The sequence below is a fragment of the Ruegeria sp. CRTD044 genome (assembly GCF_059613485.1).
Window position 1 is genome coordinate 101,660 of sequence record NZ_JBXWSP010000004.1, and the last position, 23,249, is coordinate 124,908.

At 63.8% G+C, this 23,249-nt stretch carries 22 protein-coding genes; 14 read left to right on the top strand and 8 right to left on the bottom strand.

Annotated features, from left to right (window positions below; genetic code table 11):
* Nucleotides 1-35 precede the first annotated feature (35 nt).
* The gene (locus AC2FNL_RS03380) at nucleotides 36-1,463 is read left to right on the top strand and encodes a uracil-xanthine permease family protein (RefSeq protein WP_170337488.1); all 1,428 of its coding nucleotides are present in this window, start codon (nucleotides 36-38) and stop codon (nucleotides 1,461-1,463) included.
* A 40-nt stretch (nucleotides 1,464-1,503) separates the two neighbouring features.
* Here AC2FNL_RS03380 and AC2FNL_RS03385 read toward each other — a convergent pair whose 3' ends face one another.
* The 3 genes from AC2FNL_RS03385 to AC2FNL_RS03395 all read right to left on the bottom strand — a co-directional run bounded on the left by AC2FNL_RS03385 (nucleotide 1,504) and on the right by AC2FNL_RS03395 (nucleotide 3,816).
* Entirely contained in the window at nucleotides 1,504-2,493 is a 990-nt protein-coding gene (locus AC2FNL_RS03385) for a type I glyceraldehyde-3-phosphate dehydrogenase (RefSeq protein ID WP_496832402.1), read from the bottom strand.
* Between the two features lie 54 nt (nucleotides 2,494-2,547).
* Nucleotides 2,548-2,871, bottom strand: coding sequence for a hypothetical protein (locus AC2FNL_RS03390; protein WP_496832404.1), 324 nt, complete (start codon nucleotides 2,869-2,871; stop codon nucleotides 2,548-2,550).
* A gap of 111 nt (nucleotides 2,872-2,982) precedes the next feature.
* Nucleotides 2,983-3,816, bottom strand: a complete 834-nt coding sequence (locus tag AC2FNL_RS03395; RefSeq protein WP_496832406.1) for a bifunctional allantoicase/(S)-ureidoglycine aminohydrolase — start codon at nucleotides 3,814-3,816, stop codon at nucleotides 2,983-2,985.
* Nucleotides 3,817-3,993: 177 nt separating this feature from the next.
* Between AC2FNL_RS03395 and AC2FNL_RS03400 the strand changes: the two genes are divergently transcribed.
* A complete protein-coding gene (locus AC2FNL_RS03400) occupies nucleotides 3,994-4,350 on the top strand; it encodes a hypothetical protein (protein ID WP_170456201.1) in 357 nt (118 codons plus the stop codon).
* A gap of 7 nt (nucleotides 4,351-4,357) precedes the next feature.
* Here AC2FNL_RS03400 and AC2FNL_RS03405 read toward each other — a convergent pair whose 3' ends face one another.
* A complete protein-coding gene (locus tag AC2FNL_RS03405; RefSeq protein WP_496832408.1) occupies nucleotides 4,358-5,293 on the bottom strand; it encodes a 2-hydroxyacid dehydrogenase in 936 nt (311 codons plus the stop codon).
* 129 nt (nucleotides 5,294-5,422) lie between these two features.
* Here AC2FNL_RS03405 and AC2FNL_RS03410 point away from each other — a divergent pair, with 129 nt between their 5' ends.
* The 4 genes from AC2FNL_RS03410 to AC2FNL_RS03425 all read left to right on the top strand — a co-directional run bounded on the left by AC2FNL_RS03410 (nucleotide 5,423) and on the right by AC2FNL_RS03425 (nucleotide 9,111).
* On the top strand, nucleotides 5,423-6,658 hold the full coding sequence (locus AC2FNL_RS03410) for an acyl-CoA dehydrogenase family protein (protein WP_496832410.1): 1,236 nt from the start codon (nucleotides 5,423-5,425) through the stop codon (nucleotides 6,656-6,658).
* A 1-nt stretch (nucleotide 6,659) separates the two neighbouring features.
* Nucleotides 6,660-7,475: a thioesterase family protein gene (locus tag AC2FNL_RS03415; RefSeq protein WP_496832412.1), complete on the top strand. Its 816-nt coding sequence runs from the start codon at nucleotides 6,660-6,662 to the stop codon at nucleotides 7,473-7,475.
* A 68-nt stretch (nucleotides 7,476-7,543) separates the two neighbouring features.
* Nucleotides 7,544-8,191, top strand: coding sequence for a DUF1007 family protein (locus tag AC2FNL_RS03420; RefSeq protein ID WP_496832414.1), 648 nt, complete (start codon nucleotides 7,544-7,546; stop codon nucleotides 8,189-8,191).
* Nucleotides 8,176-9,111 carry a nickel/cobalt transporter gene (locus tag AC2FNL_RS03425; protein WP_496832416.1) on the top strand — a complete coding sequence of 312 codons (936 nt, stop codon included), beginning with the start codon at nucleotides 8,176-8,178 and terminating at the stop codon, nucleotides 9,109-9,111. Before AC2FNL_RS03420 ends, AC2FNL_RS03425 begins: the two co-directional genes overlap by 16 nt.
* A 2-nt stretch (nucleotides 9,112-9,113) precedes the next feature.
* Here AC2FNL_RS03425 and truA read toward each other — a convergent pair whose 3' ends face one another.
* Nucleotides 9,114-9,881 carry a tRNA pseudouridine(38-40) synthase TruA gene (truA, locus tag AC2FNL_RS03430; protein ID WP_496832418.1) on the bottom strand — a complete coding sequence of 256 codons (768 nt, stop codon included), beginning with the start codon at nucleotides 9,879-9,881 and terminating at the stop codon, nucleotides 9,114-9,116.
* 112 nt (nucleotides 9,882-9,993) lie between these two features.
* Between truA and AC2FNL_RS03435 the strand changes: the two genes are divergently transcribed.
* The 8 genes from AC2FNL_RS03435 to AC2FNL_RS03470 all read left to right on the top strand — a co-directional run bounded on the left by AC2FNL_RS03435 (nucleotide 9,994) and on the right by AC2FNL_RS03470 (nucleotide 20,612).
* Nucleotides 9,994-11,406, top strand: coding sequence for a YcjX family GTP-binding protein (locus AC2FNL_RS03435; RefSeq protein WP_496832420.1), 1,413 nt, complete (start codon nucleotides 9,994-9,996; stop codon nucleotides 11,404-11,406).
* Entirely contained in the window at nucleotides 11,403-11,846 is a 444-nt protein-coding gene (locus AC2FNL_RS03440; RefSeq protein ID WP_496832422.1) for a GNAT family N-acetyltransferase, read from the top strand. Before AC2FNL_RS03435 ends, AC2FNL_RS03440 begins: the two co-directional genes overlap by 4 nt.
* 3 nt (nucleotides 11,847-11,849) lie before the next feature.
* Nucleotides 11,850-12,839, top strand: coding sequence for a YcjF family protein (locus AC2FNL_RS03445; protein ID WP_496832424.1), 990 nt, complete (start codon nucleotides 11,850-11,852; stop codon nucleotides 12,837-12,839).
* A gap of 60 nt (nucleotides 12,840-12,899) precedes the next feature.
* Nucleotides 12,900-13,610 carry a VIT1/CCC1 transporter family protein gene (locus tag AC2FNL_RS03450; RefSeq protein ID WP_170401676.1) on the top strand — a complete coding sequence of 237 codons (711 nt, stop codon included), beginning with the start codon at nucleotides 12,900-12,902 and terminating at the stop codon, nucleotides 13,608-13,610.
* Nucleotides 13,611-13,759: 149 nt separating this feature from the next.
* Nucleotides 13,760-16,444 carry a DUF2339 domain-containing protein gene (locus tag AC2FNL_RS03455; RefSeq protein ID WP_496832426.1) on the top strand — a complete coding sequence of 895 codons (2,685 nt, stop codon included), beginning with the start codon at nucleotides 13,760-13,762 and terminating at the stop codon, nucleotides 16,442-16,444.
* A gap of 166 nt (nucleotides 16,445-16,610) precedes the next feature.
* Complete coding sequence (gene ileS, locus AC2FNL_RS03460) at nucleotides 16,611-19,529, top strand: isoleucine--tRNA ligase (protein WP_496832428.1); 2,919 nt, start codon at nucleotides 16,611-16,613, stop codon at nucleotides 19,527-19,529.
* A gap of 83 nt (nucleotides 19,530-19,612) precedes the next feature.
* The gene (locus tag AC2FNL_RS03465; protein ID WP_496832430.1) at nucleotides 19,613-20,068 is read left to right on the top strand and encodes a methylated-DNA--[protein]-cysteine S-methyltransferase; all 456 of its coding nucleotides are present in this window, start codon (nucleotides 19,613-19,615) and stop codon (nucleotides 20,066-20,068) included.
* A gap of 76 nt (nucleotides 20,069-20,144) precedes the next feature.
* Nucleotides 20,145-20,612: a hypothetical protein gene (locus AC2FNL_RS03470; RefSeq protein ID WP_496832432.1), complete on the top strand. Its 468-nt coding sequence runs from the start codon at nucleotides 20,145-20,147 to the stop codon at nucleotides 20,610-20,612.
* Between the two features lie 30 nt (nucleotides 20,613-20,642).
* Here AC2FNL_RS03470 and AC2FNL_RS03475 read toward each other — a convergent pair whose 3' ends face one another.
* The 3 genes from AC2FNL_RS03475 to AC2FNL_RS03485 form a co-directional block, all read right to left on the bottom strand.
* Nucleotides 20,643-21,338: a CDP-alcohol phosphatidyltransferase family protein gene (locus tag AC2FNL_RS03475; RefSeq protein WP_093962794.1), complete on the bottom strand. Its 696-nt coding sequence runs from the start codon at nucleotides 21,336-21,338 to the stop codon at nucleotides 20,643-20,645.
* A gap of 92 nt (nucleotides 21,339-21,430) precedes the next feature.
* Nucleotides 21,431-22,351, bottom strand: coding sequence for a tyrosine recombinase XerC (locus tag AC2FNL_RS03480; protein WP_093962793.1), 921 nt, complete (start codon nucleotides 22,349-22,351; stop codon nucleotides 21,431-21,433).
* Nucleotides 22,348-23,055, bottom strand: a complete 708-nt coding sequence (locus AC2FNL_RS03485) for a DUF484 family protein (protein WP_170337506.1) — start codon at nucleotides 23,053-23,055, stop codon at nucleotides 22,348-22,350. Before AC2FNL_RS03485 ends, AC2FNL_RS03480 begins: the two co-directional genes overlap by 4 nt.
* Nucleotides 23,056-23,249: the final 194 nt, after the last annotated feature.

The window sequence follows — 23,249 nt, forward strand, 5'->3', positions numbered from 1 at the left end:
GACCCCCATGAGAAAACAGGGAGACAGTTGAGATCATGGCCGAAACTTCGATAGGAACACCCGATCAGCTTCGGGATCCGAATTACACGCCCGCGCTGCACAAGGCGATACCACTTGGCATTCAGCACGTTTTGGCAATGTTTGTGTCAAACGTGACCCCCGCCATCATCGTGGCCGGTGCGGCCGGGTTTGGCTTCGGGTCGAACTCGCCCGATTTTCCCGAGCTGCTGTATCTGATCCAGATGTCGATGCTGTTTGCAGGGCTGGCGACCTTGTTGCAGACCATCACGCTGGGCCCGGTTGGTGCGGCATTGCCCATCGTTCAGGGAACAAGCTTTGCGTTCCTGCCAATCATGATCCCATTGGTGGCTGGCAAGGGCGTCGAGGCCCTTGCCGCGCTGTTCGGAGGCGTTCTGATCGGCGGTATCTTTCACGCCTGCCTTGGGATGTTCATTGGCAAGATTCGCTTCGCTCTGCCGCCATTGGTCACGGGCCTTGTTGTGACGATGATCGGATTGGCACTGGTCAAGGTCGGCATCCAGTATGCGGCGGGTGGTGTCCCTGCGATCGGTACGCCGGAATACGGATCGCTGCTCAACTGGTCTGCGGCACTGGTCGTCGTGATCGTCACGCTGGGCCTCAAGTTCTTTGCTCGCGGAATGCTGTCGGTGTCTGCGGTTCTGGTCGGATTGGCTGTCGGCTATGTCTACGCCCTGATGGTCGGAATGGTGACGTTCGAAACCATTGGAACAAGCTGGTCGCGGGCCGCTGGTTTCGCGCTGCCGGTGCCCTTCAAATATGGGTTCGAGTTTTCGCTGGCGGCGGTGATCGGGTTCTGCCTCATGGCTTTCGTGTCAGCGGTCGAAACCGTCGGTGACGTTTCGGGCATTACCAAAGGCGGTGCGGGTCGCGAGGCCACGGACAAAGAAATCGCGGGAGCGACCTACGCAGATGGTGTTGGCACGGCTGTCGCCGGTATCTTTGGCGGTTTGCCGAATACCTCGTTCAGTCAGAATGTCGGCCTGATCGCGATGACCGGTGTCATGAGCCGCCATGTCGTCACGATTGGTGCGCTGTTCCTGATCCTATGCGGACTTGTTCCCAAGGTCGGCGCCATCATACGCACTGTTCCGATCGAAGTTCTGGGGGGCGGTGTGATCGTCATGTTCGGCATGGTGGTGGCTGCCGGCATTTCGATGTTGTCCGACGTGGACTGGAATCGGCGCAACATGGTGATCTTCGCCATCTCGCTGTCGATCGGGCTCGGCTTGCAGCTGGAGCCCGGCGCGGTTCAGCACTTGCCGGACACAATCCGCATCCTGATGACAAGCGGACTGCTGCCCGCAGCGCTGATCGCCATCGTGCTGAACCTCATTCTGCCGCATGAACTGGCCGAGGAATCGACCGAAGAGGTCTCGGGCGGAATGGCCGGTCACGGCGCTGGCAGTTTGCCGCACGACTGAAACCTGTAACTCAGCCCTGCAGCGCCAAGCGCGCTGCGGGCTATTCCGTCTGAGCCATCATACCGGCGACATCGAGCATACGGGCCGAAAAACCCCACTCATTGTCGTACCATCCGAAAACCCGAACCTGGTTTTGCCCGACGACCCGCGTTTCCGGTCCGGCAATCACCAGGGATTCCGGTCGCGCACGCAGATCAGACGAGACCAGCGGCAAGTCGGTCCAGCCGAGCACCTTTGATGCCTCGACGGCGCGGCGCAATTCGGCCGAGAACAGCTCGGGCTCCATTCCTTTTTGCCGGGTCACGACCAGGTCTACGGCGGAGACGCTGGCAGTGGGCACCCGCACCGCCGCACCGGAAATTCTCCCGGCCAGATGCGGCAGAATCACGTCGATCAGATGGGTCGCGCTTGACGTTGTGGGCACCATCGACAAGGCCCCGGCCCGTGACCGCGCCAGGTCGCCACGCGGAGCGTCCACCATCGGCTGGCTGTTGGTGTAGCAGTGAATCGTGGTCATGTGCGCTGAGGCGATGCCCCCGATCTCGTCGATCACCTTGACCAGCGGCGCCAGCGCGTTGGTGGTGCAGGACGCGTTCGATACAATCCGGGCATTGCCCAGCATGTCTTCGTTGGCACCCAGAACGATCGTTGTCTCGGCGGCCGGGGACGGGCCGGAAATCAGCACTTTGCCAGCCCCTGCCTGGAGGCCCCGGATCGCCACGTCCGAACTGCGCGCGATACCCGTGCAATCCAGCATCACGTCCACGCCGGACAGATCGACGTCGGCAAGGTCGTCGCTGTGGCTAAGTGGAATCGAATGTCCATCCACCTGCAAGGCCCCGGCGCTGGTTTCAACCGTCCCGGTATACGGGCCGAACGTGCTGTCGTACTTGAACAGATAGGCACAGGTTTCCAGCGGTGCGATGTCGTTGATCAGCACCACTTGAACATCCGAACCCGCTGGCAGGGCCATGACCTGCCGCAGGATCGTGCGGCCGATGCGGCCGAATCCGTTGATTGCGAGTTTCATGCGCAAGCTATGGCAGGCCGTCTGACCGACCTCAATGCCCCTATGGAGTCTCCGTTATCCGCAGCTGACCTGCGAGAAGAACTGGCCCGAAATATTCTGGTACATGCTTGACCGGATCACCTTGCACCCGGTTGCCTGCTGGATGGCCGCAATGGCCTGAACCGTGCGCAGGCGCGGCGGCGGGCCGAACGGGTTGAGGTTGTTGTTGTCGCGGGTCGCACGATACACGACAGGGGTATCCGCAACCTGCGTCACAGCCCATATGCGGCTCATGACGGATACGGTTTTGGTCGCTTCCTTCGCCACGACCGGGGCGGTGTCGACGGCGACCATCAGGCCGATCATGGCCAGTGCCGTCAGAGGGGCGCGCAGTTTCATCGACCAATCTCCACGAATGAACAAAACGAAATCACCTCTGATTTCAGCAAATTCCGCCGTCCCTGTGAACCCCTGCCGACGCAAAAGCCCGTTTTCAGGACCTTTTGCTGGTCATCGTGTGGACAGTTTCAACGGCATGTGCCGATTGACGTCCTTGTAGAGCAGATACCGGAATCGCCCCGGCCCGCCCGCGTAGCAGGCTTGAGGACAGAACGCGCGCAACCACATGTAGTCACCGGCCTCGACCTCGACCCAATCCTGGTTCAGTCGATAGACGGCCTTTCCCTCAAGCACATAAAGCCCGTGTTCCATGACATGCGTTTCGGCAAAGGGGATGACCCCGCCCGGTTCAAACGTGACAATGTTCACATGCATGTCATGGCGCAGGTCATTCGGGTCCGCGAAGCGCGTGGTGGCCCACCGACCTTCGGTGCCGGGCATTGGGGTTGGGGCGACGTCTCGTTCGTTGGTGATGATCGGATCGGGTGCCGGCAATCCGGGTACGGCCTCATAGGCCTTGCGCACCCAATGGAACCGGGCCACGGCGTCAGAGCGGTTGTGCAAGGTCCAATCGGACCCGGGCGGAATGTAGGCATAGCCCCCTGTGTCCAGCACGTGGACCTGCCCCGCCAGGGTCAGGGTAACCGACCCTTCGACGACGAAGAGCACGCCTTGGGCTTCCGGGTCCGTCTCGGGCGTATCGCTGCCGCCGCCCGACTGGACCTCCATGATGTATTGCGAAAACGTCTCGGCAAACCCGCTGAGGGGACGCGACAGGACCCACAGTCGGGTCTGTTCCCAAAAAGGCAGAAAGCTGGTCACGATGTCGCGCATCGTGCCTTTCGGGATGACGGCATAGGCGTCAGTGAACATGGCGCGGTCAGTTAGCAGCTGCGTCTGGTCCGGAAGCCCGCCGGTGGGCGCGTAGTAGTTTTGATGAGCCATTCCTGTGCCTCAAGCTTGGTTTCCGGTTACTATGGTCACATCAGCAGCAGGCGGATAGCGCCAGCAGTCCAATAGGTTTGTTCGGCATTATTTGAAGGTCCGGCCGCGGGGGCTTGGCCCTGATTGCTCGGATGTATATTCTTGGTGCAGTTCAATTTTCACGAAAGCGAGTTCCTTATGACTGTCCGGTTGCCTGCTGCCCTGTTTGCGCTGTTTTTGTCGGGTGTCGTGGGGGCGGTCGATGCCAAGCCTCTGTCCCGGATCATCGCCGAAATGGGGCTGAGCCCGGAAGACTACCAAGTTCTGGACGCGACGACGTCTTCGATGCTGGCAGGCGGAACCCCAAGCGTTGGGCAGGAGCGGAACTGGGTCAACGAGAAAACGGGCACCAAAGGCACGGTCAGGATACGGGACGTGAAGGACAACTGCGTTCACTTCCAGCACTTTGTGCAGCCGTCCGGGGCGGCGCCCAACCCGGAAATCCGCACCCGTCAGTGCAAGGATGCCAGCGGCAATTGGATTCTGACGCCGTAATCGCGGCTCAGTAACCGCGGCTGCGATCAACCTCGTACAGCAGGGGCTGACCTGCGCTCAGCCGCAGAAAGTTCTGGGCGACATCCGCCAACGCATCACCCAGATGCCATCCCGACACGTGCGGTGTGATCGTGACCGACGGGTGCCGCCATAAAGGGCTGTCTTCGGGCAATGGTTCTTGTGAGGTCACATCGAGAACCGCATGGCCCGGACGACCCCGGTCAAGTGCCTCGATCAAGGCTGTTTCGTCGATCAGGTCGCCACGTCCCGCATTCAACAACTGGCTGCCGTCCTTCATTGCGCTGAGCATTTCTGCGTCGAACAAGCCGATGGTTTCGGGGGTCGAGGGCAGTATCGCGCAGACATGGTCGCAACCGCCCAGCATTCCCGGCAAAGCATCCTGCCCGTGCAGACAGGTGACATCTTTGATTTGCTTGGGTGACCGGCTCCAGCCGATGACCTGAAACCCGACATCGCGCAGCATGCAGGCGGTACGGCTGCCGATATGGCCCAGCCCCAGAACTCCGACTACGGTGTCAGATGTCAGCACCGGCGCTTTCGGCCGCCACTCGGCCCGGCGCTGAGCGTCCGCGTGAAAGCCTATGTTCCGGTGAGCGTACAGGATATAGGCCAGAAACCACTCCGCGATGCCTTGCGCCGGGGCGTCTGGTTTCAGGCGGGCCACGCGGACATGCGCGGGCAGGGCGGGGTTTGACACGATTGTCTCGACCCCGGCGCCCAACTTTTGCACCAGCTGCAGATTGGGCAGGCGGCTCGCGTGATCGTCCCGCAGGCCGACAACCGCCACCATGGTGACCTCGGCCGGGTCACCAATGGTGCTTGGCGTGCGCACATCGGCCGTTGGTGCATGTCGCCGTACCTCTTCGGCAATATCGGCATCGCTCATCCAGTCGGACAGGCCGGTATCGATCAACAACGCCATCTGCGCCCCTCTTCCGTTTCAAATTGATTGCAAGTGACGTGCCGTCACGCCGCTGGACACAGTTGCCGCAGCTAAGCCATCCTCGGCGCAAAGGTAAAGCCCGGTTCCGGGATCTACGGAGGATTCTTCATGAACATGTCATTCGTCTTGCGCGAGGAGAACCGGGCGTTGCTGGAGCGGGTCCGCGAGATGATCCGCAACGAAATCATGCCCCTGGAAGAGGAATACCAGGCCGAGATCAACAAGGGCGACCGCTGGCAGTACACCGACCGCCAGGCCGAGATCCTGGAAGGCTTGAAGGCCAAGGCCAAGGCGGCCGGTCTGTGGAATTTCTGGCTGACCGACAGCGACAAGGGGTTCGGCCTGACCACGGTCGAGTACGCCTATTTCGCCGAAGAGATGGGCAAGACCCCGCTGGGCGCCGAGGTGTTCAACTGTTCCGCCCCCGATACCGGGAACATGGAGGTGTTCGAGCGCTACGGCACCGAGAAGATGAAAGCGCAGTGGCTCAAACCGCTGCTCGAGGGCGAGATCCGCTCGGCCTATCTGATGACCGAACCGGATGTGGCTTCGTCGGATGCCACGAATATCTCGATGTCCTGCGTGCGGGACGGGGACGATTATGTTCTGAATGGCGAGAAATGGTGGTCGTCCGGCGCGGGCGATCCGCGCTGCAAGGTCTATATCGTGATGGTCAAGACCGGCGGCGACGACCTGCCCAAGCACAAGCGCCAGTCGATGATCGTGGTGCCCGCCGACACGCCGGGGATCGAGATCCTGCGCCCGATGGAAGTGTACGGCCATGACGACGCGCCGCACGGGCACATGCATATCCGGTTCACCGATGTCCGGGTGCCGGCCGAGAACATCCTGCTGGGCGAGGGCCGCGGGTTCGAAATCGCGCAGGGGCGCCTCGGGCCCGGTCGCATCCATCACTGCATGCGCGCAATCGGCCAGGCCGAGATGGCGCTGGAGCAGATGTGCAAACGCGCCCTGCAGCGCGAAGCCTTCGGCAAGAAGCTGGCGCAGCTGGGTGCCAATTTCGACATCATCGCCGAGTGCCGGATGGAGATCGAGATGGCCCGCCTGCTGTGTCTGAAGGCTGCATGGTACATGGATCAGGGCGATGCGCGCGCAGCGGCCCCGTGGATCAGCCAGATCAAGGTCGTGGCACCGCGCGTCGCGCTGAAGGTGATCGACGAGGCGGTGCAGATGTTCGGCGGGCAGGGCGTCAGCCAGGATACGCCGCTGGCCACCGCCTGGACGCATGTGCGCACGTTGCGGCTGGCCGATGGCCCGGATGCGGTGCATCGCCGTCAGGTGGCGCGGGCCGAGCTGAAGAAGCACACTCAGGAAAAGATCTGACATGCAGGACGCGGCGATGCAGCCAGTGGTGGGCGAGACCGCCTATTTCCGGGTCGAGCCCGACGGGGCCTTTGTCGGGAATGACCCGGCGCGTGGGCCGTGGTCGGCCGACCACTGTCATGCCGGCCCGGTTGCGGGCCTGATCGTGCGTGCGGCCGAGATCGAGGTCGGCCCCGACAAGATGCTGACCCGCCTGACCGTCGATCTGCTGCGTCCGCTGCCTCTGTCCGGTTTGCGCGTGGCCGCCGAGACCGTGCGCCACACCAAGACGCTGGCCACCACGCGTGTCACGGTGCATGACCTCGATGACACGCTTTGCGCCACCGCCACTACGATGCATCTGGCGCGCCGGGATCTGGGGCCGGTGCCGAATGTGGCGATCGAAGGCCCCGACCTGTCGCAGATCGAAGACGGCCCGTTTCCCATCGGCGAAATGCGGCATGACCTGCCCGGCTTTGCCCATCATTCCGAGGTGGCCTATCCCAAATGCGGTAATCAGGGGGCGGGCCCAAAAACCATTTGGATGCGCACCCCACCGCTGCTGCAGGGCGAAACCCCCTCGCCGATCCAGTCGCTATGCCCGCTGGCCGATTGTGGCAACGGCATTTCCTGGAATGCGCCGACCTCGGAAATGGGGTTCATGAACACCGACCTTACGGTGCAGATCCACCGCGAGCCGACGTCCGACTGGCTCGCCTCGGATTCCGTGTCGCACTGGCAGCCCAGCGGCATCGGGATGTCGCAGTCGGTTCTGTACGATACTCAAGGCCCGATCGGCACGGCGCTGCAGACGCTGGTCCTGTTTCCGCCGAAATGAGCGGCAAAATCCGGGCCCGCCGCCGAACCGCGTTGCCAGCACCGGTCGGGCACCCTATCTTCGCGTTCATGCGCTGGATACCCACCTTGATCGCCTGTTGCCTGCCGTTTTCCGCGGTGTCGCACCCGCATGTCTTCATCGACACCGGGCTGGAATTCATCGTGGACGAGTCGGGCAACCTCACCCATGTCCGCGTCACCTGGGCCTATGACGAGTTCTACTCGCTGCTTGTGCTTGAAGACATGAGGTTGGATCAGGACGGCGACGGCGTACTGTCTGAGGCGGAAGAGCAGCGCCTCGCCGGTTTCGACGCGCAGTGGGTCGAAGGATACAACGGTGATCTCGTCATCCTGGCCTCCGATCAGCCGGTTGCCTTGTCCGGTCCGCTGGAGCCGCGCGCCACGACCGAGGATGGCCGTATCGTGACCACCCATCTGCGCAAGGTCGAGGGCGACCCAGTGGTTGCCCAAAGCCTATCGGCCAAACCCTATGATGAGACATTCTATACCGCCTACGAAGTGACGCGCCCGGTCACCGTATCCGGGCCTGAAACCTGCCGGATCGACAGGTTCGAGCCGGATATCGACGGCGAACTGGCCCAGATGCAGGCCTTTCTGCTGACCCTGGACGCCGACTATGACCTCGAGGAGAACGACATCCCTCTGGTCGGTGAACGCTTTGCCACCGAGATCCGCGTTTCATGTCCCGCTACCTGATTCTGCCGGTTGGTTTGGCGATTGCGCTGCTGCTGTGGTTCTGGGGCAGCGGAGGTTTTGACAACCTCGCGGCTTGGGCCGCGGGCGAGCAGCGGGAATTCCAGAACCAAATTGCCCGTGCCCTGCGGGCCGCGCGGGCCGAACAGCCCGAGGCCGTGGCCACGCTGCTGGCCGTCTGTTTCGCCTATGGGTTCTTCCATGCGGTGGGGCCGGGTCATGGCAAGGTGCTGATCGGAGGGTACGGGCTGGGCCGTAATGTTGCCTTTCTGCGCCTGTCGGCGATCAGCGTACTGTCCTCGCTGGGGCAGGCCGTGACGGCGATCGTTCTGGTGTATGCAGGCGTTCTGGTGTTCCAGATGTCGCGGGAAAGCCTTGTCGGTACCACCGAGCAGATCATGGCCCCGGTCAGCTATGGCGCGATCGCGGCCATCGGGCTGTGGCTGGTTCTGCGATCGCTGCGCAGTTTCGCCCGGCGCGGTCGTGCGGACAGTGCCCCGCACGACCATCACCATCATCATGATCACGGGCATCATCACCATCACGACGGTGAGGTTTGTTCCGATTGCGGGCATCGTCACGGCCCCACCGCCGAAGAGGTGGCCCAGGTTGGCAGCCTGCGCGAGGCGCTGATCCTGATCGCCGGCATCGCCGCGCGACCCTGTACCGGGGCCTTGTTCGTGCTGATCCTGACCTGGCAGATGGGCATCGCGATGGTCGGTATCGCCGGGGCCTTTGCCATGGCGCTGGGCACCGCGACCGTCACCACCCTGGTTGGCTGGACGTCGTTCGGGTTGCGGGGCGGGTTGCTGGCCTCGGCCTCGGCCACGCGGTTCGCGGCCGTGTTGGCGCCCACGATCGAACTGGTGGCCGGGCTGCTGATCGCAGTGATCGCGGGCGGATTGCTGCTGCGCGCGCTCTGACGTCAGTCGAAAACAGGATCGGGGTAGCCCACTCGCGCCAGGTACAATCCTTGCGGCGGGCAGACCGGCCCGCAGGCCGCGCGGTCGGCGGCCTCGAGCGCATCGCGCACGTCCTGCGGTGTCCAGGCGCCCGCACCGACCCGTTCCAGCGTGCCGACGAAACTGCGGACCTGGTTGTGCAGGAAGGACCGGGCGCGGACGTGGAAATGCACCTCGGGGCCGGAAAAGCCCTGAACCTGTTCGACGCGCAGCTCGTCCAGCGTCTTGACCGGGCTGGCCGCCTGGCAGATCGAGGACCGGAAGGTGGTGAAATCGTGCCGCCCGATCAGCATGTCGGCCCCTTGCTGCATCGCTGCGACATCCAGCGGATGCCCGATCTGCCAGACCTGGCCGTTGTCATGGGTCGCGGGCGCACGGCGGATCAGGATGCGGAACAGGTATTGCCGCTCGATGGCCGAGAACCGCGCATGCCAGTCATCCGCCACCCGCGCGGCCTTGAGAATCGCCACCGGCAACGGCTTGAGGTGATAGTTCAGCGCCTCGGACAGGCGGAACGGGTCCCAGTCTTTTTCAAGGTCGCAATGGGCCACTTGCCCCAGCGCGTGAACACCCGCATCCGTGCGACCCGCGGCCGCGATCGTGTGTGACCCGGGCTGCAGTTTCGACAGGGCTGCCTCGATGGCGCCCTGGACCGAGGGCAGCTCTTTCTGCCGCTGCCATCCGGCAAACGGCTCACCTTGGTATTCGACTTTCAACGCGTATCTGGGCATGCGCTGCTGGTACCCTGCCGGACGCGCCCGGGCAAGGGCAGGCGGCAAAAGCGCTGGCAACCGGGGCAGCGGCTACCTATCTTGGGACAAACAAGAAATGCGGGGCGGCGGTTTGGTCATCTCATCACTGGCAGACAGTCTTGTGCGCGGCGTCGAATCCGTGGGCGACCGCGTGTCCGAGACGTTTTTCGAACCGGTCGTGCGGCTGGGCGTCACCGGTCTGGCGCGGTCGGGCAAGACGGTGTTCATCACGTCGCTGGTGGCCAACCTGCTGGACCGCGGGCGGATGCCCGGCCTGGTCGCCCAGCAGGAGGGCCGGATCAACGCCGCCTACCTGCAGCCGCAGCCCGACGACACCGTGCCCCGGTTCGACTATGAATCGCACCTGTCGGCCCTGACCGGGCCGCAGCCCCACTGGCCCGACAGCACCCGCGCCGTGTCCGAGCTGCGCCTGTCGTTCAAAGCCCGCCCCGCCGGGTTGCTGGCCGGCCTGCAGGGGCCGCGCACCGTGCATCTGGACATCGTCGACTATCCCGGCGAGTGGCTGCTGGATTTGGCCCTACTCGAAAAAACCTATGACGACTGGTCGCGCGAAACGCTGGTCCGCATCGCGCAGCGACCGGCAGCGGCGGATTTCCTAGCCCAGATCAAGTCCGTTGACCCGGCCGACGTCCATGATGAACCCACCGCGCAGGGCCTGGCGCGGGGCTTTGCCGACTATCTGACTGCCGCGCGGGATGCGGGTTTCTATGACTGTACGCCGGGCCGGTTCCTGCTGCCGGGCGATCTGGCCGGGTCGCCGGTGCTGACTTTTGCGCCTTTGCCGGTCGAGGGCGCCTCGCGCCGCCGCAGCCTGCACCGCGAGATGGAGCGCCGGTTCGAGGCTTACAAGGCGCAGGTCGTGAAGCCCTTTTTCCGGGATCATTTCGCCCGGATCGACCGGCAGGTGGTGCTGGTGGATGCGCTGGGCGCGATCCACAAGGGGCCGCAGGCGGTCGAGGACATGCGCCGCGCCATGGGCGATATCCTGTCGGCCTTCCGGCCCGGCCGCAATGCATGGCTCAGCCAGCTGCTCCTGGGCAAGCGGGTCGAACGCATCCTGTTCGCGGCCACCAAGGCCGATCACTTGCACCACCTGCAACACCCGCGCCTGACCGCGATCATGGAGGCCCTGACCCGCGACGCGCGCGACCGCGCCAGGTTCGCCGGGGCCGAAACCGCTGCCATGTCCATCGCCGCGCTGCGCGTGACGACCGAAGAAATCCGCACCCACAACGGCGTCGAACTGCCCTGCGTGCGCGGTACGTTGGACACCGGCAAGCAGGCGGCCTTTTACCCCGGAGAGCTGCCCGAAGACCCCGCCCACCTGCTGGGCCCCGCGCGCAAGGGGGCCGACACCTGGTTGGGCGAGGATTATGGGTTCATGACCTTTGCCCCGGCGCATCTGTCGCTGCGCCCCGGTGACGGCCCGCCGCATATCCGGCTGGACCGCGCCGCGCAGTTCCTGATCGGAGACCGGCTGTGACCGTTACCCTCAGGCCCGCGCGCAGCCTCGATGCCGGGGCGATAGGAGAGATTCTGCACGGCTTTTCACGCGAAAACGACTGGATGCCCGAGCTGCATTCCGGTGCCGAAGCCATCGCCTTTTGCGGGCGGATGATTGACAATGGATGGGTCACGATTGCCGAACAGGGCGGAAAGGTCACAGGCTTTCTGGCCGTGGACGGGACCGAGGTTCATTGCCTGTACCTAAGCCCCGCCGCGCGAAATCAGGGGATCGGCGCACAATTGCTGGACAGCGCCAAGGCAGGCCGCCGCGAACTGGTGCTGTATGCGTTTCAGGCCAACACGAGCGCGTGCCGGTTCTACGAACGGCACGGCTTTGTCGAAGTGGCGCGCAGCGACGGGGCCGACAATGATGAACAGCTGCCGGACATTCGGTTCGTCTGGCGACGGAAGGAGTGATGCATGGCCAAGGGTCCGGTTCTGATCGAGCTTGACGAGGATGCCCCGGCCGCCGACGTATCGAAGGCCGCGCCGGTACCGGATATCGCGCCGCCCCAGGGGCAGGCGATGCAGGCCGCGGCACGACTGGCCGCGCGTAAGCCGTCGGTTCTTGGGCGGTGGTTTTGGGGGCTGGCGGTTGCGGTCGTGGGGGCGGCGGTCTCTGTCGCCGCATGGAACTTTGCCACCTCGTTGATCGCCAGCGTTCCGGTGCTGGGTTGGATCGTGACCGGCCTGATCTGCGCGCTGGTGCTGGTGGCCCTGCTGATCGCGCTGCGCGAGCTGGCCGCGCTGGGCCGGCTGTCGCGGGTGGACGGGATGCGCCGCGCCGCCGATGCCGCGCTGGCCGATGCCGATCTGGCGCAGGCCCGGGCCGTGACGCAGCGCCTGATCGCGTTCTATCGCGGGCGCGAGGATACGCGCTGGGGCCGCGACCGTCTGGCCGAACGGATTGAGGAACAGTTCGACGCCTCGGGCCTGCTGGGACTGGTCGAGGACGAATTGCTGGCCCCGCTGGACGCAGCCGCCAGCCGCGAGGTCGAGGCCGCCGCGCGCCAGGTCGCGACGGTGACGGCGCTGGTGCCGCTGGCGCTGGCCGATGTTGCGACGGCGCTGCTGGCGTCGCTGCGGATGATCCGCCGGATTGCCGAGATCTATGGCGGGCGGGCCGGGTTTCTGGGGGGCTGGCGGTTGACCCGTGCGGTGTTTGTTCACCTGGTGGCCACCGGCGCGGTGGCCGTGGGTGACGACCTGCTCGAACCGGTTCTGGGCGGGTCGGTCCTTAGCAAGCTGTCGCGCCGCTTTGGCGAAGGACTGGTCAACGGCGCCCTCAGCGCCCGCGTCGGCGTGGCTGCGATGGAGGTCTGCCGTCCGCTGCCCTTCTCGGACCGGCACAGGCCGTCGACCCGCGGCATGGTCTCTCGCGCGCTGGGCGGGCTGTTTTCCAAGGGTTGATCTGCCGCAAAGCCATCGGGCCGCTGTGCAGGGCACAATCTTCCGGAAGGGAGACCAGCCATGGCAGATCACGGCCACAGCCAACAGGAAATCGCAGACCGGATCGACGCTCCACCCGGGCGCGGATTTCTGCGCGACGTGGTCTATGGCGGGATCGACGGATCGGTGACCACGCTGGCCATCGTGGCAGGCGTGGCCGGGGCCGGGCTGTCGCCCTTCGTTATCGTGGCCTTGGGCCTGGCCAACGTGCTGGCCGACGGGTTCTCGATGGCTGCGGGCAACTATTCGGGGACCAAGGCCGAGCTGGACAATATCCGCCGGATCCGCGCCATCGAAGAGCGCCACATCCGCCTCTACCCCGACGGCGAGCGCGGCGAGGTGCTGGAAATCCTGTCCCGTAAGGGCTTGTCGGGCCGGGTGCTGGAACAGGCAACCGACGCGATCACCGCCGATCGGGATACCTGGATCAACCTGATGATCGAGGGCGAATACGGGTTGGGCAGCGTCGATCCGCATCCGCTCAAGGCCGCAGCGGCCACGTTCGCGGCCTTTGTCGTGGCCGGCATGGTCCCGCTCGTGCCGTTCCTGTTGGGTGTCGAGGGCGCGTTTCCAGCCTCGGTCCTGATGACGCTGGGCGTGTTCTTTGCCATCGGCGCGATGAAAAGCCGGTGGTCGCTGGCGCCTTGGTGGCGCTCGGGGCTTGAGACGCTGGCGATTGGTGGAGCGGCGGCGGCAATTGCCTATCTCGTCGGGTCTCTGTTCCATCCTTAGATCACTGGCGTCAGATCGCAACAGGCTGAAACCATTAGGGATTTCCCGACTGTCTTACCGCGCCTGCACAGGATAGCCTGTAATGCAGATTTGCCCGGAGGTGCGGTTTGGAATCTCTGCTTGTTCTTGTTGGCTTGGTCGTTTTGGCGATGCCGGTATCTATTGTCGTCTTGCTGGTCGGCCATGCCCGTCTGCGGCGGCGGGTCGAGCAGTTAGAGAGTCGGTTGGGTGCCGAGCAGCAACCGGACACTGAGCGGCCACCACAGACGCAGTCCGCGCCAATCGAAGCGCCGACGCCTGAACCGCGGCCGGCCCCTTGGGGTTCGCCGAAACAGGAAAGCCCACCGACGCCGGACCAACGGCCTGACCCTGAAGAGTCGGCAACTGTTACTGAGAGTGCATCGCCTCCGGCTGCAGTGGTGTTCCGCGCCGAGCGGTTCGACGACCTGGGCGCGTGGCTGCGCGAGAACTGGTTCTATGCCGTATCCGCTCTGTCGCTGGCGCTGGCGGGGATTTTTCTCGTGCAATACGGAGTCGAGAACGGGTTGCTGCCGCCCGCAGCGCGCGTGCTGGCGGCCCTGGGCTTCGGCGCGCTGCTGATCGTGGCGGGTGAAATTGTGCGGCGTCGGTATGGCGATGACGAGTCGTCGGCCACCGCCTACCTGCCTTCGGTGTTTTCCGGCGCGGGGCTGGTCACGCTGTTCGGCGGTGTGCTGGCGGCGCGTCAGCTCTATGACTTGATCGGCCCCGAGGCGGCCTTGGCGGGCATGATCGCCATCGCTCTTGTCGGGCTGGTTCTGGGCTGGTTCCACGGCCCGCTGCTGGCGGCGATCGGGTTGATCGGAGCCTTTGCTGCACCTTTCGTCGTGGGTGGCGACTCGGCTGACCCGTCTTGGCTGTACATATATTTCTTCGTGATCACCGGGCTGGGGCTTGGGATCGACACGGTGCGGCGCTGGGCCTGGGTGTCGGTGCTGTCGCTTTTGGGCGCCTATTTGGCGGGCCTTTTGCTGGTGATGGGTTCGCCGATCACGGAACCGGCTTTCCTCGTCTACGTGGCCGCCGTTGCCGTGATCGCCATTGCCATTCCCGTGCGCCGGATCTGGCCCGATCATGACGGCGCGATGTTCAGCGAAATCCTTGTCAGAAAAGCGAGGGGTCCGTGGCCCGAATTTCCGACGCGCCTGGCCTTTGGGGCGGTGCTGGCAAGCTCGGCCATTCTGGCACTGCAATGGTCGGATTCGAGCGGTGAGTTCTGGCTGGCTGTGATCCTGCTGACGGGCCTGACGTTCGCTCTGCTGATCTGGGCAAAGGACGCGCCGGCCCTGCAGGACATGACCGCGCTGCCCGCCGTGGGTCTGGGTGGTTTCGTGTTCACGCATGGATTTGATGGCGGCGCGGTGGCGCGTGGGTTCTGGCAGACCTATTCCGAAACGCCCGAGGCCGCTTTTCCGTTGGCCGTGACCTTGCTGGTTACGCTGGGCGCGGTGATCTCTCTTCTGGCGGCATGGCGGTCGTTTCGGGTTGGGCGGTACCCGCTGGTCTGGGCCGGTGCCGCCGCGCTGTACGCCCCGGCGCTGGCCATCGCGCTTGAGCTTGGCTGGCGTCCTGCCAGCGTGATCGGCGCCTACCCCTGGGCCCTGCATGCGGTCGCGCTTGCGGCGCTGATGGTGGTACTGGCCGAGCGCTTTGCGCGTGTGGATGGCGCGGCCCGGATGCGTCCGGCTTTGGCCACGCTGTCGGCCCTGTCCTGCCTGACCTTCGGCTGCGTGATCGTGCTCAGCTCGGCGGCGCTGACCATCGCTTTCGTGGTCACGATCATCGCGGCGGCGGCGCTGGACCAACGGTTCACCCTGCCGCCGATGAGCTGGTTCATCTGGGCCGGCGTTGCCACCGTCACGTTCCGGCTGATCCTGAACCCGGGGCTGGGCTGGGCGCTGGATGCGCCGGTTGCGGAAATGGCTCTGGTCTATGGAACTGCGGTTGCAGGCTATGTCGCCGCATGGTGGATGCTGCGTCCGCTGGACCGACCTGTCGCCAAGGTCGTGCTGGACAGCGCGGCCTGGGCGACGGGTGGCGTTCTGCTGTCGCTGCTGTTGCTGCGTTGGCTGGAAGGCATGGGGCAGGGCGGGGCCGAGGACAGCCATTGGGGGCTGGGCCTGTTGTCGACCATTTGGCTGCTGCTGGCCTTCGCGCAGGTGCAGAGGTTTGCGCTGGGTGGACGGTTGAGCCAGGTGCGGGTCGCGCTGGCCGCGTTCTTTGCCTTTCAAAGTCTGGTGTGGCTGGGGCTGGCGGTGGTTTCGGCCAACCCTGTGCTGCGGGCGGTGGCCGAGCCAGTCCTCGGGCCGCCGATCGTGAACACGCTGGCCATTGCCTATCTGCTGCCGGCCCTCGTCATCGGCCTGTCCGCGTGGCGGATCCCCACGATGCCGGCGCAGTTGCGGCTGGCCTGTCAGGGGGTGACCATTGCGTTGGGCGCCTTGTGGCTGGGCCTGACCATCCGGCATTTCTGGCAGGGCGCGGCAGGGATGTATGAAGGCAACGGCGTATCCCAGCCTGAGCTCTATACTTACACGCTCGCCCTGCTGGTGATCGGCGCGGCGCTGTTTTATCAGTCGCTGGCGCGTCGGTCGGACGTAATGCGCAAAGCCGGGCTGGCGGTGATCGGGCTGGCGGTGGCCAAGGTGTTCCTGATCGACATCTCGGGCCTGGGCGGTCTGATCCGGGTGTTTTCGTTGCTGGCGCTGGGGCTGGCGCTGGCGGGTCTGGCATGGCTGAACCGCTGGGCCAAGCTGCGCCATTCGCCGCAGGGACCGGAAGCTCTGGACCAATAGGCGCAACCGGCCTATAAGCCCGGCCATGCAAGACGTTCTGGCCATTATCATTCGAATTATTTCCCCGGCGCTCTGAGTTTCCGAGACGCCGGGCAAAGGTGCTTGAGTTCATCGCACCGACCGCTTCGATCCAAACACGCCAAGATCATCCAAGGGACGCCTCTCCATGTGCGCCGACACGACCCAGACACCCGACTACAAAGACACGCTGAACCTGCCCCGAACCGAATTCCCCATGCGCGCCGGCCTGCCCAAGCGCGAGCCCGCATGGCTAGACCGCTGGGAGAAGATCGGCGTCTATGACCGCCTGCGCGACCAACAGGGGCGCAAGCCCTTCACGCTGCATGACGGCCCGCCCTATGCCAACGGGCACCTGCATATCGGCCACGCGCTGAACAAGACGATCAAGGACATGATCGTGCGGTCGCATCAGATGATGGGCTTTGACGCGCGCTATGTGCCCGGCTGGGACTGTCACGGCCTGCCGATCGAATGGAAGATCGAGGAACAGTACCGCAAGAAGGGCAAGAACAAGGACGAGGTTCCGGTCATCGACTTCCGCCAGGAATGCCGCAAGTTCGCCGAGGGCTGGATCGACATCCAGCGCGAAGAGTTCAAGCGTCTGGGCATCACCGGCAACTGGGCCGATCCCTACATCACCATGGACTATCACGCCGAGGCGGTGATCGCGGACGAGTTCATGAAGTTCCTGATGAACGGAACGCTGTATCAGGGCTCGAAACCGGTGATGTGGTCGCCGATCGAAAAGACCGCCCTGGCCGAGGCCGAGGTCGAGTATCACGACAAGGAAAGCTTCACCATCTGGGTGAAGTTCAAGGTGGTGGACACCGGCGACACCACGCTGGACAACGCCTATGTGGTGATCTGGACCACGACGCCCTGGACCGTGCCGTCGAACAAGGCCGTGGTGTATGGCAAGGACATCTCGTACGGGCTGTACGAAGTGACCGGCCGCCCCGAGGAGTGCTGGGCCCGGATCGGTGACCGCTACCTGCTGGCCGACAATCTGGCCGCCGACGTGTTCGCGCGGGCGCGATTGGACGACACCATGTACCGCCGCCTGTGTGACGTCACCCAGGACGATCTGGCCAAGATCCAGCTGCAGCACCCGTTGGCAGGGGCCGAAGGGTCCAACGGCGAATGGGACGACATCCGCGATTTCCGCGCGGCCGATTTCGTGACCGATACGGAAGGCACCGGCTTCGTCCATTGCGCGCCCTCGCACGGGATGGAGGAATTCGAGCTGTACCGCGATCTGGGCATGCTCGAGCAGGTCATCACTTACAACGTGATGGACGACGGCAGCTTCCGCGCTGACATGCCGTTCTTCGGCGGCAAGTACATCCTGTCGCGCAAGGGCGGCGAGGGTGATGCGAACAAGGCCGTGATCGACAAGCTGGCCGAGGTCGGCGGGTTGCTGGCGCGCGGCAAGATCAAGCACAGCTATCCGCATTCGTGGCGGTCCAAGGCGCCGATCATCTATCGCAACACGCCGCAATGGTTCGTGTCCGTCGACCGAAAGCTGGACGACGGCATGAACCAGATGGGCGACAACATCCGCGAACGCGCCCTGCGCTCGATCGACCAGCTGGTGAAGTGGACGCCGCCATCGGGCCGCAACCGCCTGTATTCGATGATTGAGGCGCGCCCCGACTGGGTTCTGTCGCGCCAGCGTGCCTGGGGTGTGCCGCTCACGTGCTTCACCAAGAAGGGCGCTCTGCCCACCGACCCTGACTATCTGCTGCGCAACGCGGAAGTGAACACCCGCATCAAGGCCGCGTTCGAAGAACACGGTGCCGATGTCTGGTACACTGACGGGTTCAAACAGCAGGTGCTGGGCGGCATCGTGAACCCCGATGACTATGATCAGGTGTTCGACGTTCTGGACGTGTGGTTCGACTCGGGCTCGACCCATGCGTTCGTTCTGCGCGACCGTGAGGATGGCACTGACGACGGTATCGCCGATGTCTACATGGAGGGCACCGACCAGCACCGCGGATGGTTCCATTCCTCGATGCTGCAAGCCTGCGGCACGATCGGCCGCGCGCCGTATCGCAACGTGGTCACGCACGGGTTCACGCTGGACGAGAAGGGCAACAAGATGTCCAAATCGCTCGGCAATACCATCGTGCCGGAAGAGGTCGTCAAACAATACGGTGCCGACATCCTGCGCCTGTGGGTGGCCCAGACCGACTATACCGCCGACCAGCGGATCGGGCCGGAAATCCTGAAAGGGGTCGCTGACAGCTATCGCCGGCTGCGCAACACGATGCGCTTCATGCTGGGCTCGCTGGCCGATTTCACCGAGGCGGACCGGATCGACCCGGCCGAGATGCCGCGTCTGGAACGCTGGGTGCTCAGCCGCCTGGCCGAGTTGGACGAGCAGGTCCGCAAGGGCTATGCTGCGTTCGACTTCCAGGGCGTGTTCAGCGCGGTGTTCAACTTTGCCACCGTTGACCTGTCGGCCTTCTATTTCGACGTGCGCAAGGATGCGCTGTATTGCGATGGCGACACCCCGCGCCGCCGGGCCGCGCGCACGGTGCTGGATATCCTGTTCCACCGACTGACCACCTGGCTGGCGCCGGTTCTGGTCTTCACGATGGAAGAGGTCTGGCTCGAGCGGTTCCCGGGCGAGGACAGCTCGGTGCATCTGGTCGACTTCCCCGACACGCCCACCGATTGGCGCGATCCCGCTCTCGAAGAAAACATGGCCAAGATCCGCCGTGTGCGCCGTGCGGTGACCGCCGCGCTGGAAGTGCAGCGCCGCGACAAGGTTATCGGCTCCAGCCTCGAAGCCGCGCCGGTCGTGCATGTCGAGGATGCCGAAACCCGCGACCTGCTGGCGACCTTCGACGTGGATGACCTTTGCATCACTTCGGGCCTGACCGTCACAGCCGACCCGGCCCCGGCCGAGGCGTTCCGCCTGCCCGAGATCGAGGGCGTCGGCGTCGTGTTCGAAAAGGCCGAAGGGGCCAAATGCCAGCGCTGCTGGAAGATCCTGCCGGATGTGGGACGTCACGCCCACCCCGGCGTCTGCGGCCGATGCGATACGGCGCTGAGCTGAAAATGATCCCTGAAACCTCCGCCATCGCGCGGGGGTTTTTCTTGCGGCTTGCCGTGCACCCGCTGATCTGAAACTCTGCGCCCATGCCGATGATTGCAGTGGAAACCCAGTTCGGATGCCTTGGGATAGAAGAAGAGGACGGTGCCATCACCAGTCTGGTGTGGGACGGTCACACAACGGGTGAGAAGACCCCGCTGGTGATCGAAGCGGGGTTACAAATCAGGGCCTATGCCGAGGGCCGGTTGCAAAAGTTCGACCTGCCGCTGCGTGTCGTTGGGTCCGAGTTCCAGAAGCAGGTCTGCGACTTGATGTCCGCGATTCCTTTCGGTGACACACGGACCTACGGTGATATCGCGCAGGATCTTGGGTGTCCGGCGCAAGCTGTCGGGCAGGCCTGTGGTGCCAACCCGATCCCGGTGATCATTCCATGTCACCGCGTTCTGGCGGCAAGCGGGCTTGGCGGGTTCTCGGGGCAGGGCGGGGTTGAGGGCAAGGTTGCCCTGTTGCGTCACGAGGGCGCTGCCAGTCTGCTGATCTGACCACCGGAATCCGGTTGCAATCTTTTGCAAAGCGTCCCAACCTGAGACAGTTTTCGAACCCGAAGGACTGCAATTCATGACTGCGAAAATTGACCTCGCCGCCCGGAAGAAGGCCATCATTGACCAATTGATGGCGTTGGAGGCGCAGGAGTTGGCGACGGCGCAGGCGCACCACGATGCCTTTCAGAAAGAGTCCAAATTGGATGACCGGGAAGGCCACGACAAGGACGACATCGCCGCCTCGCGCGAAAGCGCAGATCTGGCCGCTGCGTTTGACGGGCCGGTGCATGCGCACCATGCCAAGATTGACGTGATCGAAAACACCGATTTCAGCCTGACGGATACCGTGCAGCCGGGCGCCGTAGTCTGGCTGGGGGATCGGCATTTCGTCGTCTGCGTATCGACCACCAAGTTCGACGTGGATGGTGAAACATATATGGGGATTTCAACCCAAAGCCCGATCTATCTGGCCATGGCCGGAATGCGCAAGGGGGACGTCTTCACCCACAATGGCACCGAGTTCGAGATCCGGGAAATTCTCTGACCTGTGATTTGCGCCCGTTCGGGCCGCGTCTCAGTCGCGGCTCGGCGGCATGATTTGCTGGGCGATCCCTGCCGAGACCAGGTACAGGCTGGTCACCACTAGACCCCAATGCGCCCAGCTTTGCGGGTGAAAATCCACCCAAGCGGCCCATCCGGCGAAAAATGTCCAGGCGAAGGCCATGGGCAGGGACAGGTTGCGCCAGCGTTCGGTGCGTACGGGGTGAATGAATTTCAGGGGCAGAAACATTGCAACGGCCAGCAGCGCCACAAGAACGAGGCTGAACCAGAAGTCGGGCTTTAGCGCAAAGATCACCACCACGACCATGTTCCAGCAACCGGGAAAACCGGAAAAGGAATTGTCCTTTGTTTTCATACGCGTGTCGGCAAAATACATCGCGCTGGCGAAGGTGATGACGATGATCGCGAACCAACCGGTCCAGCCGTCCATCAAGCCGGATTTGAACAGCGCGTAGGCCGGAATGAAGACGTAGGTCAGATAGTCGATGATCAGGTCCAGCAGGACACCGTCGAACTCGGGCGCGTTCTTTTTGACGTGATAGTGCCGCGCCAAAGGGCCGTCGATTCCGTCGACGATGAACGAAACGACCAGCCACAGAAACATCAGGCTCCACTTTTCCTCGACCGCGGCCAGCATGGCCAGCATCGCAAATACGGCTCCGGTCGCGGTAAACAGGTGAACGGCTAAGGCTTTGAATCTGAGTGTCATGACCCGTGTCATGTACGATGCGCGCCCGAGATGCAAAGCAAAAAGCCAGCGGTATCAGCACCGAAATTTGATTGCTGCAATTCCGCTGCGTCTCAGGCTTTGGGGTGCGCGCGGTTGTACACCTCCATAAGGCGCGCGGTGTCGACCGCTGTATAAGCTTGGGTGGTCGAAAGGGACGCGTGACCCAGCAGTTCCTGAATGGCCCGGAGGTCTCCGCCGGCCGACAGAAGATGGGTGGCAAAGCTGTGCCGCATCGCGTGTGGAGTGGCTGTTGCCGGAAGACCCAGCTGCATGCGCGCTTTGGCCATGACGCCCTGAATTGCCCTTGGACTCAGGGCCTTGCCCCGTACGCCGCGGAACAATGGGGCGGTTGGGCTTTGGGGATGTGGGCACAATTCCATGTATCGGTCGACTGCCTGACGCGCAGCGGGTATGACCGGAACGATCCTTTCCTTGTTACCCTTGCCGACAATTCTCAGCGTGTTGGGCAGGGGCGCGTCCGCTCCGGTCAGGGACAGGGCTTCGGAAATGCGAAGGCCGCAGCCATACAGCAGGGTCACGACGGCAACGTCGCGGGCGGCAACCCAATCTGACCCGGACTGCAGCTCGACCGTCTCGATCATGGCTCGGGCGGCGTCTTCGGCCAGAGGGCGCGGCAGTTTCTTGGTGTATTTCGGGGCGCGGGTGGACAGGACGGCGGTGGGCTCGAACCCCTCGCGTTCAGCCAGCCAGCGATAGAAGCTTTTGACGGCGGACAGTTTTCGCGCCAGTGACCGCGCCCCGACACCGGATTCGCGTTGATGTGCCATCCAGGCCCGCATGTCCGAAACGGTGATGCGCTCGAGCGCCGCCAGCCCCTGCCGTTCGCTGTGATGCAAAGTCATGAAAGACAGGAAATCCGAGACATCCCCGCGATAGGCATTGATGGTGTTTTCCGAGCGGCCCGCCAAAGCGGTCAATCCCTCCAGCCACAACTGCAACGCATCGCGGCAGGCTGGAGAGATCAGGCTCATGACAGCCAGTGGCGCATCGACCGTTCGAATACGCCTGCAAAAAAGGCCAGCAGATCAGTGCCCAATTGAGGCGAGAAGTGCCTTGGGTCGCGCGCGCCCATGACAATCATGCCCGGCAGACGCCCTTTGCCGAGATCCAGCTGCATACATGCCTCAGATTGCAGCTGGTCCAGCTGATCCCCGTGCACTCTGCGGTTGGGTTGGCGAATTTCGCGCAGGACAACCTCGCGCGCGGGGTGGTTCGGAGCGTTGTCCATGTAGGATTGTACGAAACCCGGTTCCGCCACGGCCAAAACACCGTCCAGCCGGTCGATGCTTGGGTCCTGTTGGACCAACGTTGTTTCCAGGACCAGCGTGATGCGGTCGACGCGGAGGATTTCGGCAACTTCCGTACCCAGCACGCGCAGGAAGTCCTCGAATTCCGTCGGCTCAAGAAGGCGCAGGATGGCTCGGTGAACCTGGTTGGTTCCGGCGAGGTTCTCGTAGGCGGCGGCGATGACCGAGCGGTGAGTGTCCTCCAGCCGGTCCAGCCGTGCCTCAAGCCGTTGCATGGCGATTCCGCGCAGGTCGATTATGTTGTCTCCGCGGGCGCGTTCGTTCGCGGCGACCAGCGCCTGCATCAGATCCTTGTCGTCCAGTACGGCGTCCGGCTCGGCCAGAATCGCGGCGCGGAGGTTGTCCTCGAGTTTGGGATTGCTGCTCATATCCTGTCCGGTCTTTTTTTGTTGGGGGCGTTATAGCACGGGTGCCCGGAAATACCTTGGGAAAAATGCACGTTTAGGTGGATTAGGCGCCGTGTGTGGGGGCGTGGCTCCCGCCTGCAGGCATCTGATCAAAGATCAGGCCCGGGCAGTTGGGCCAGGCGCGGCCCCGGACGGGGCCGCGCGGTTGTGCTTGG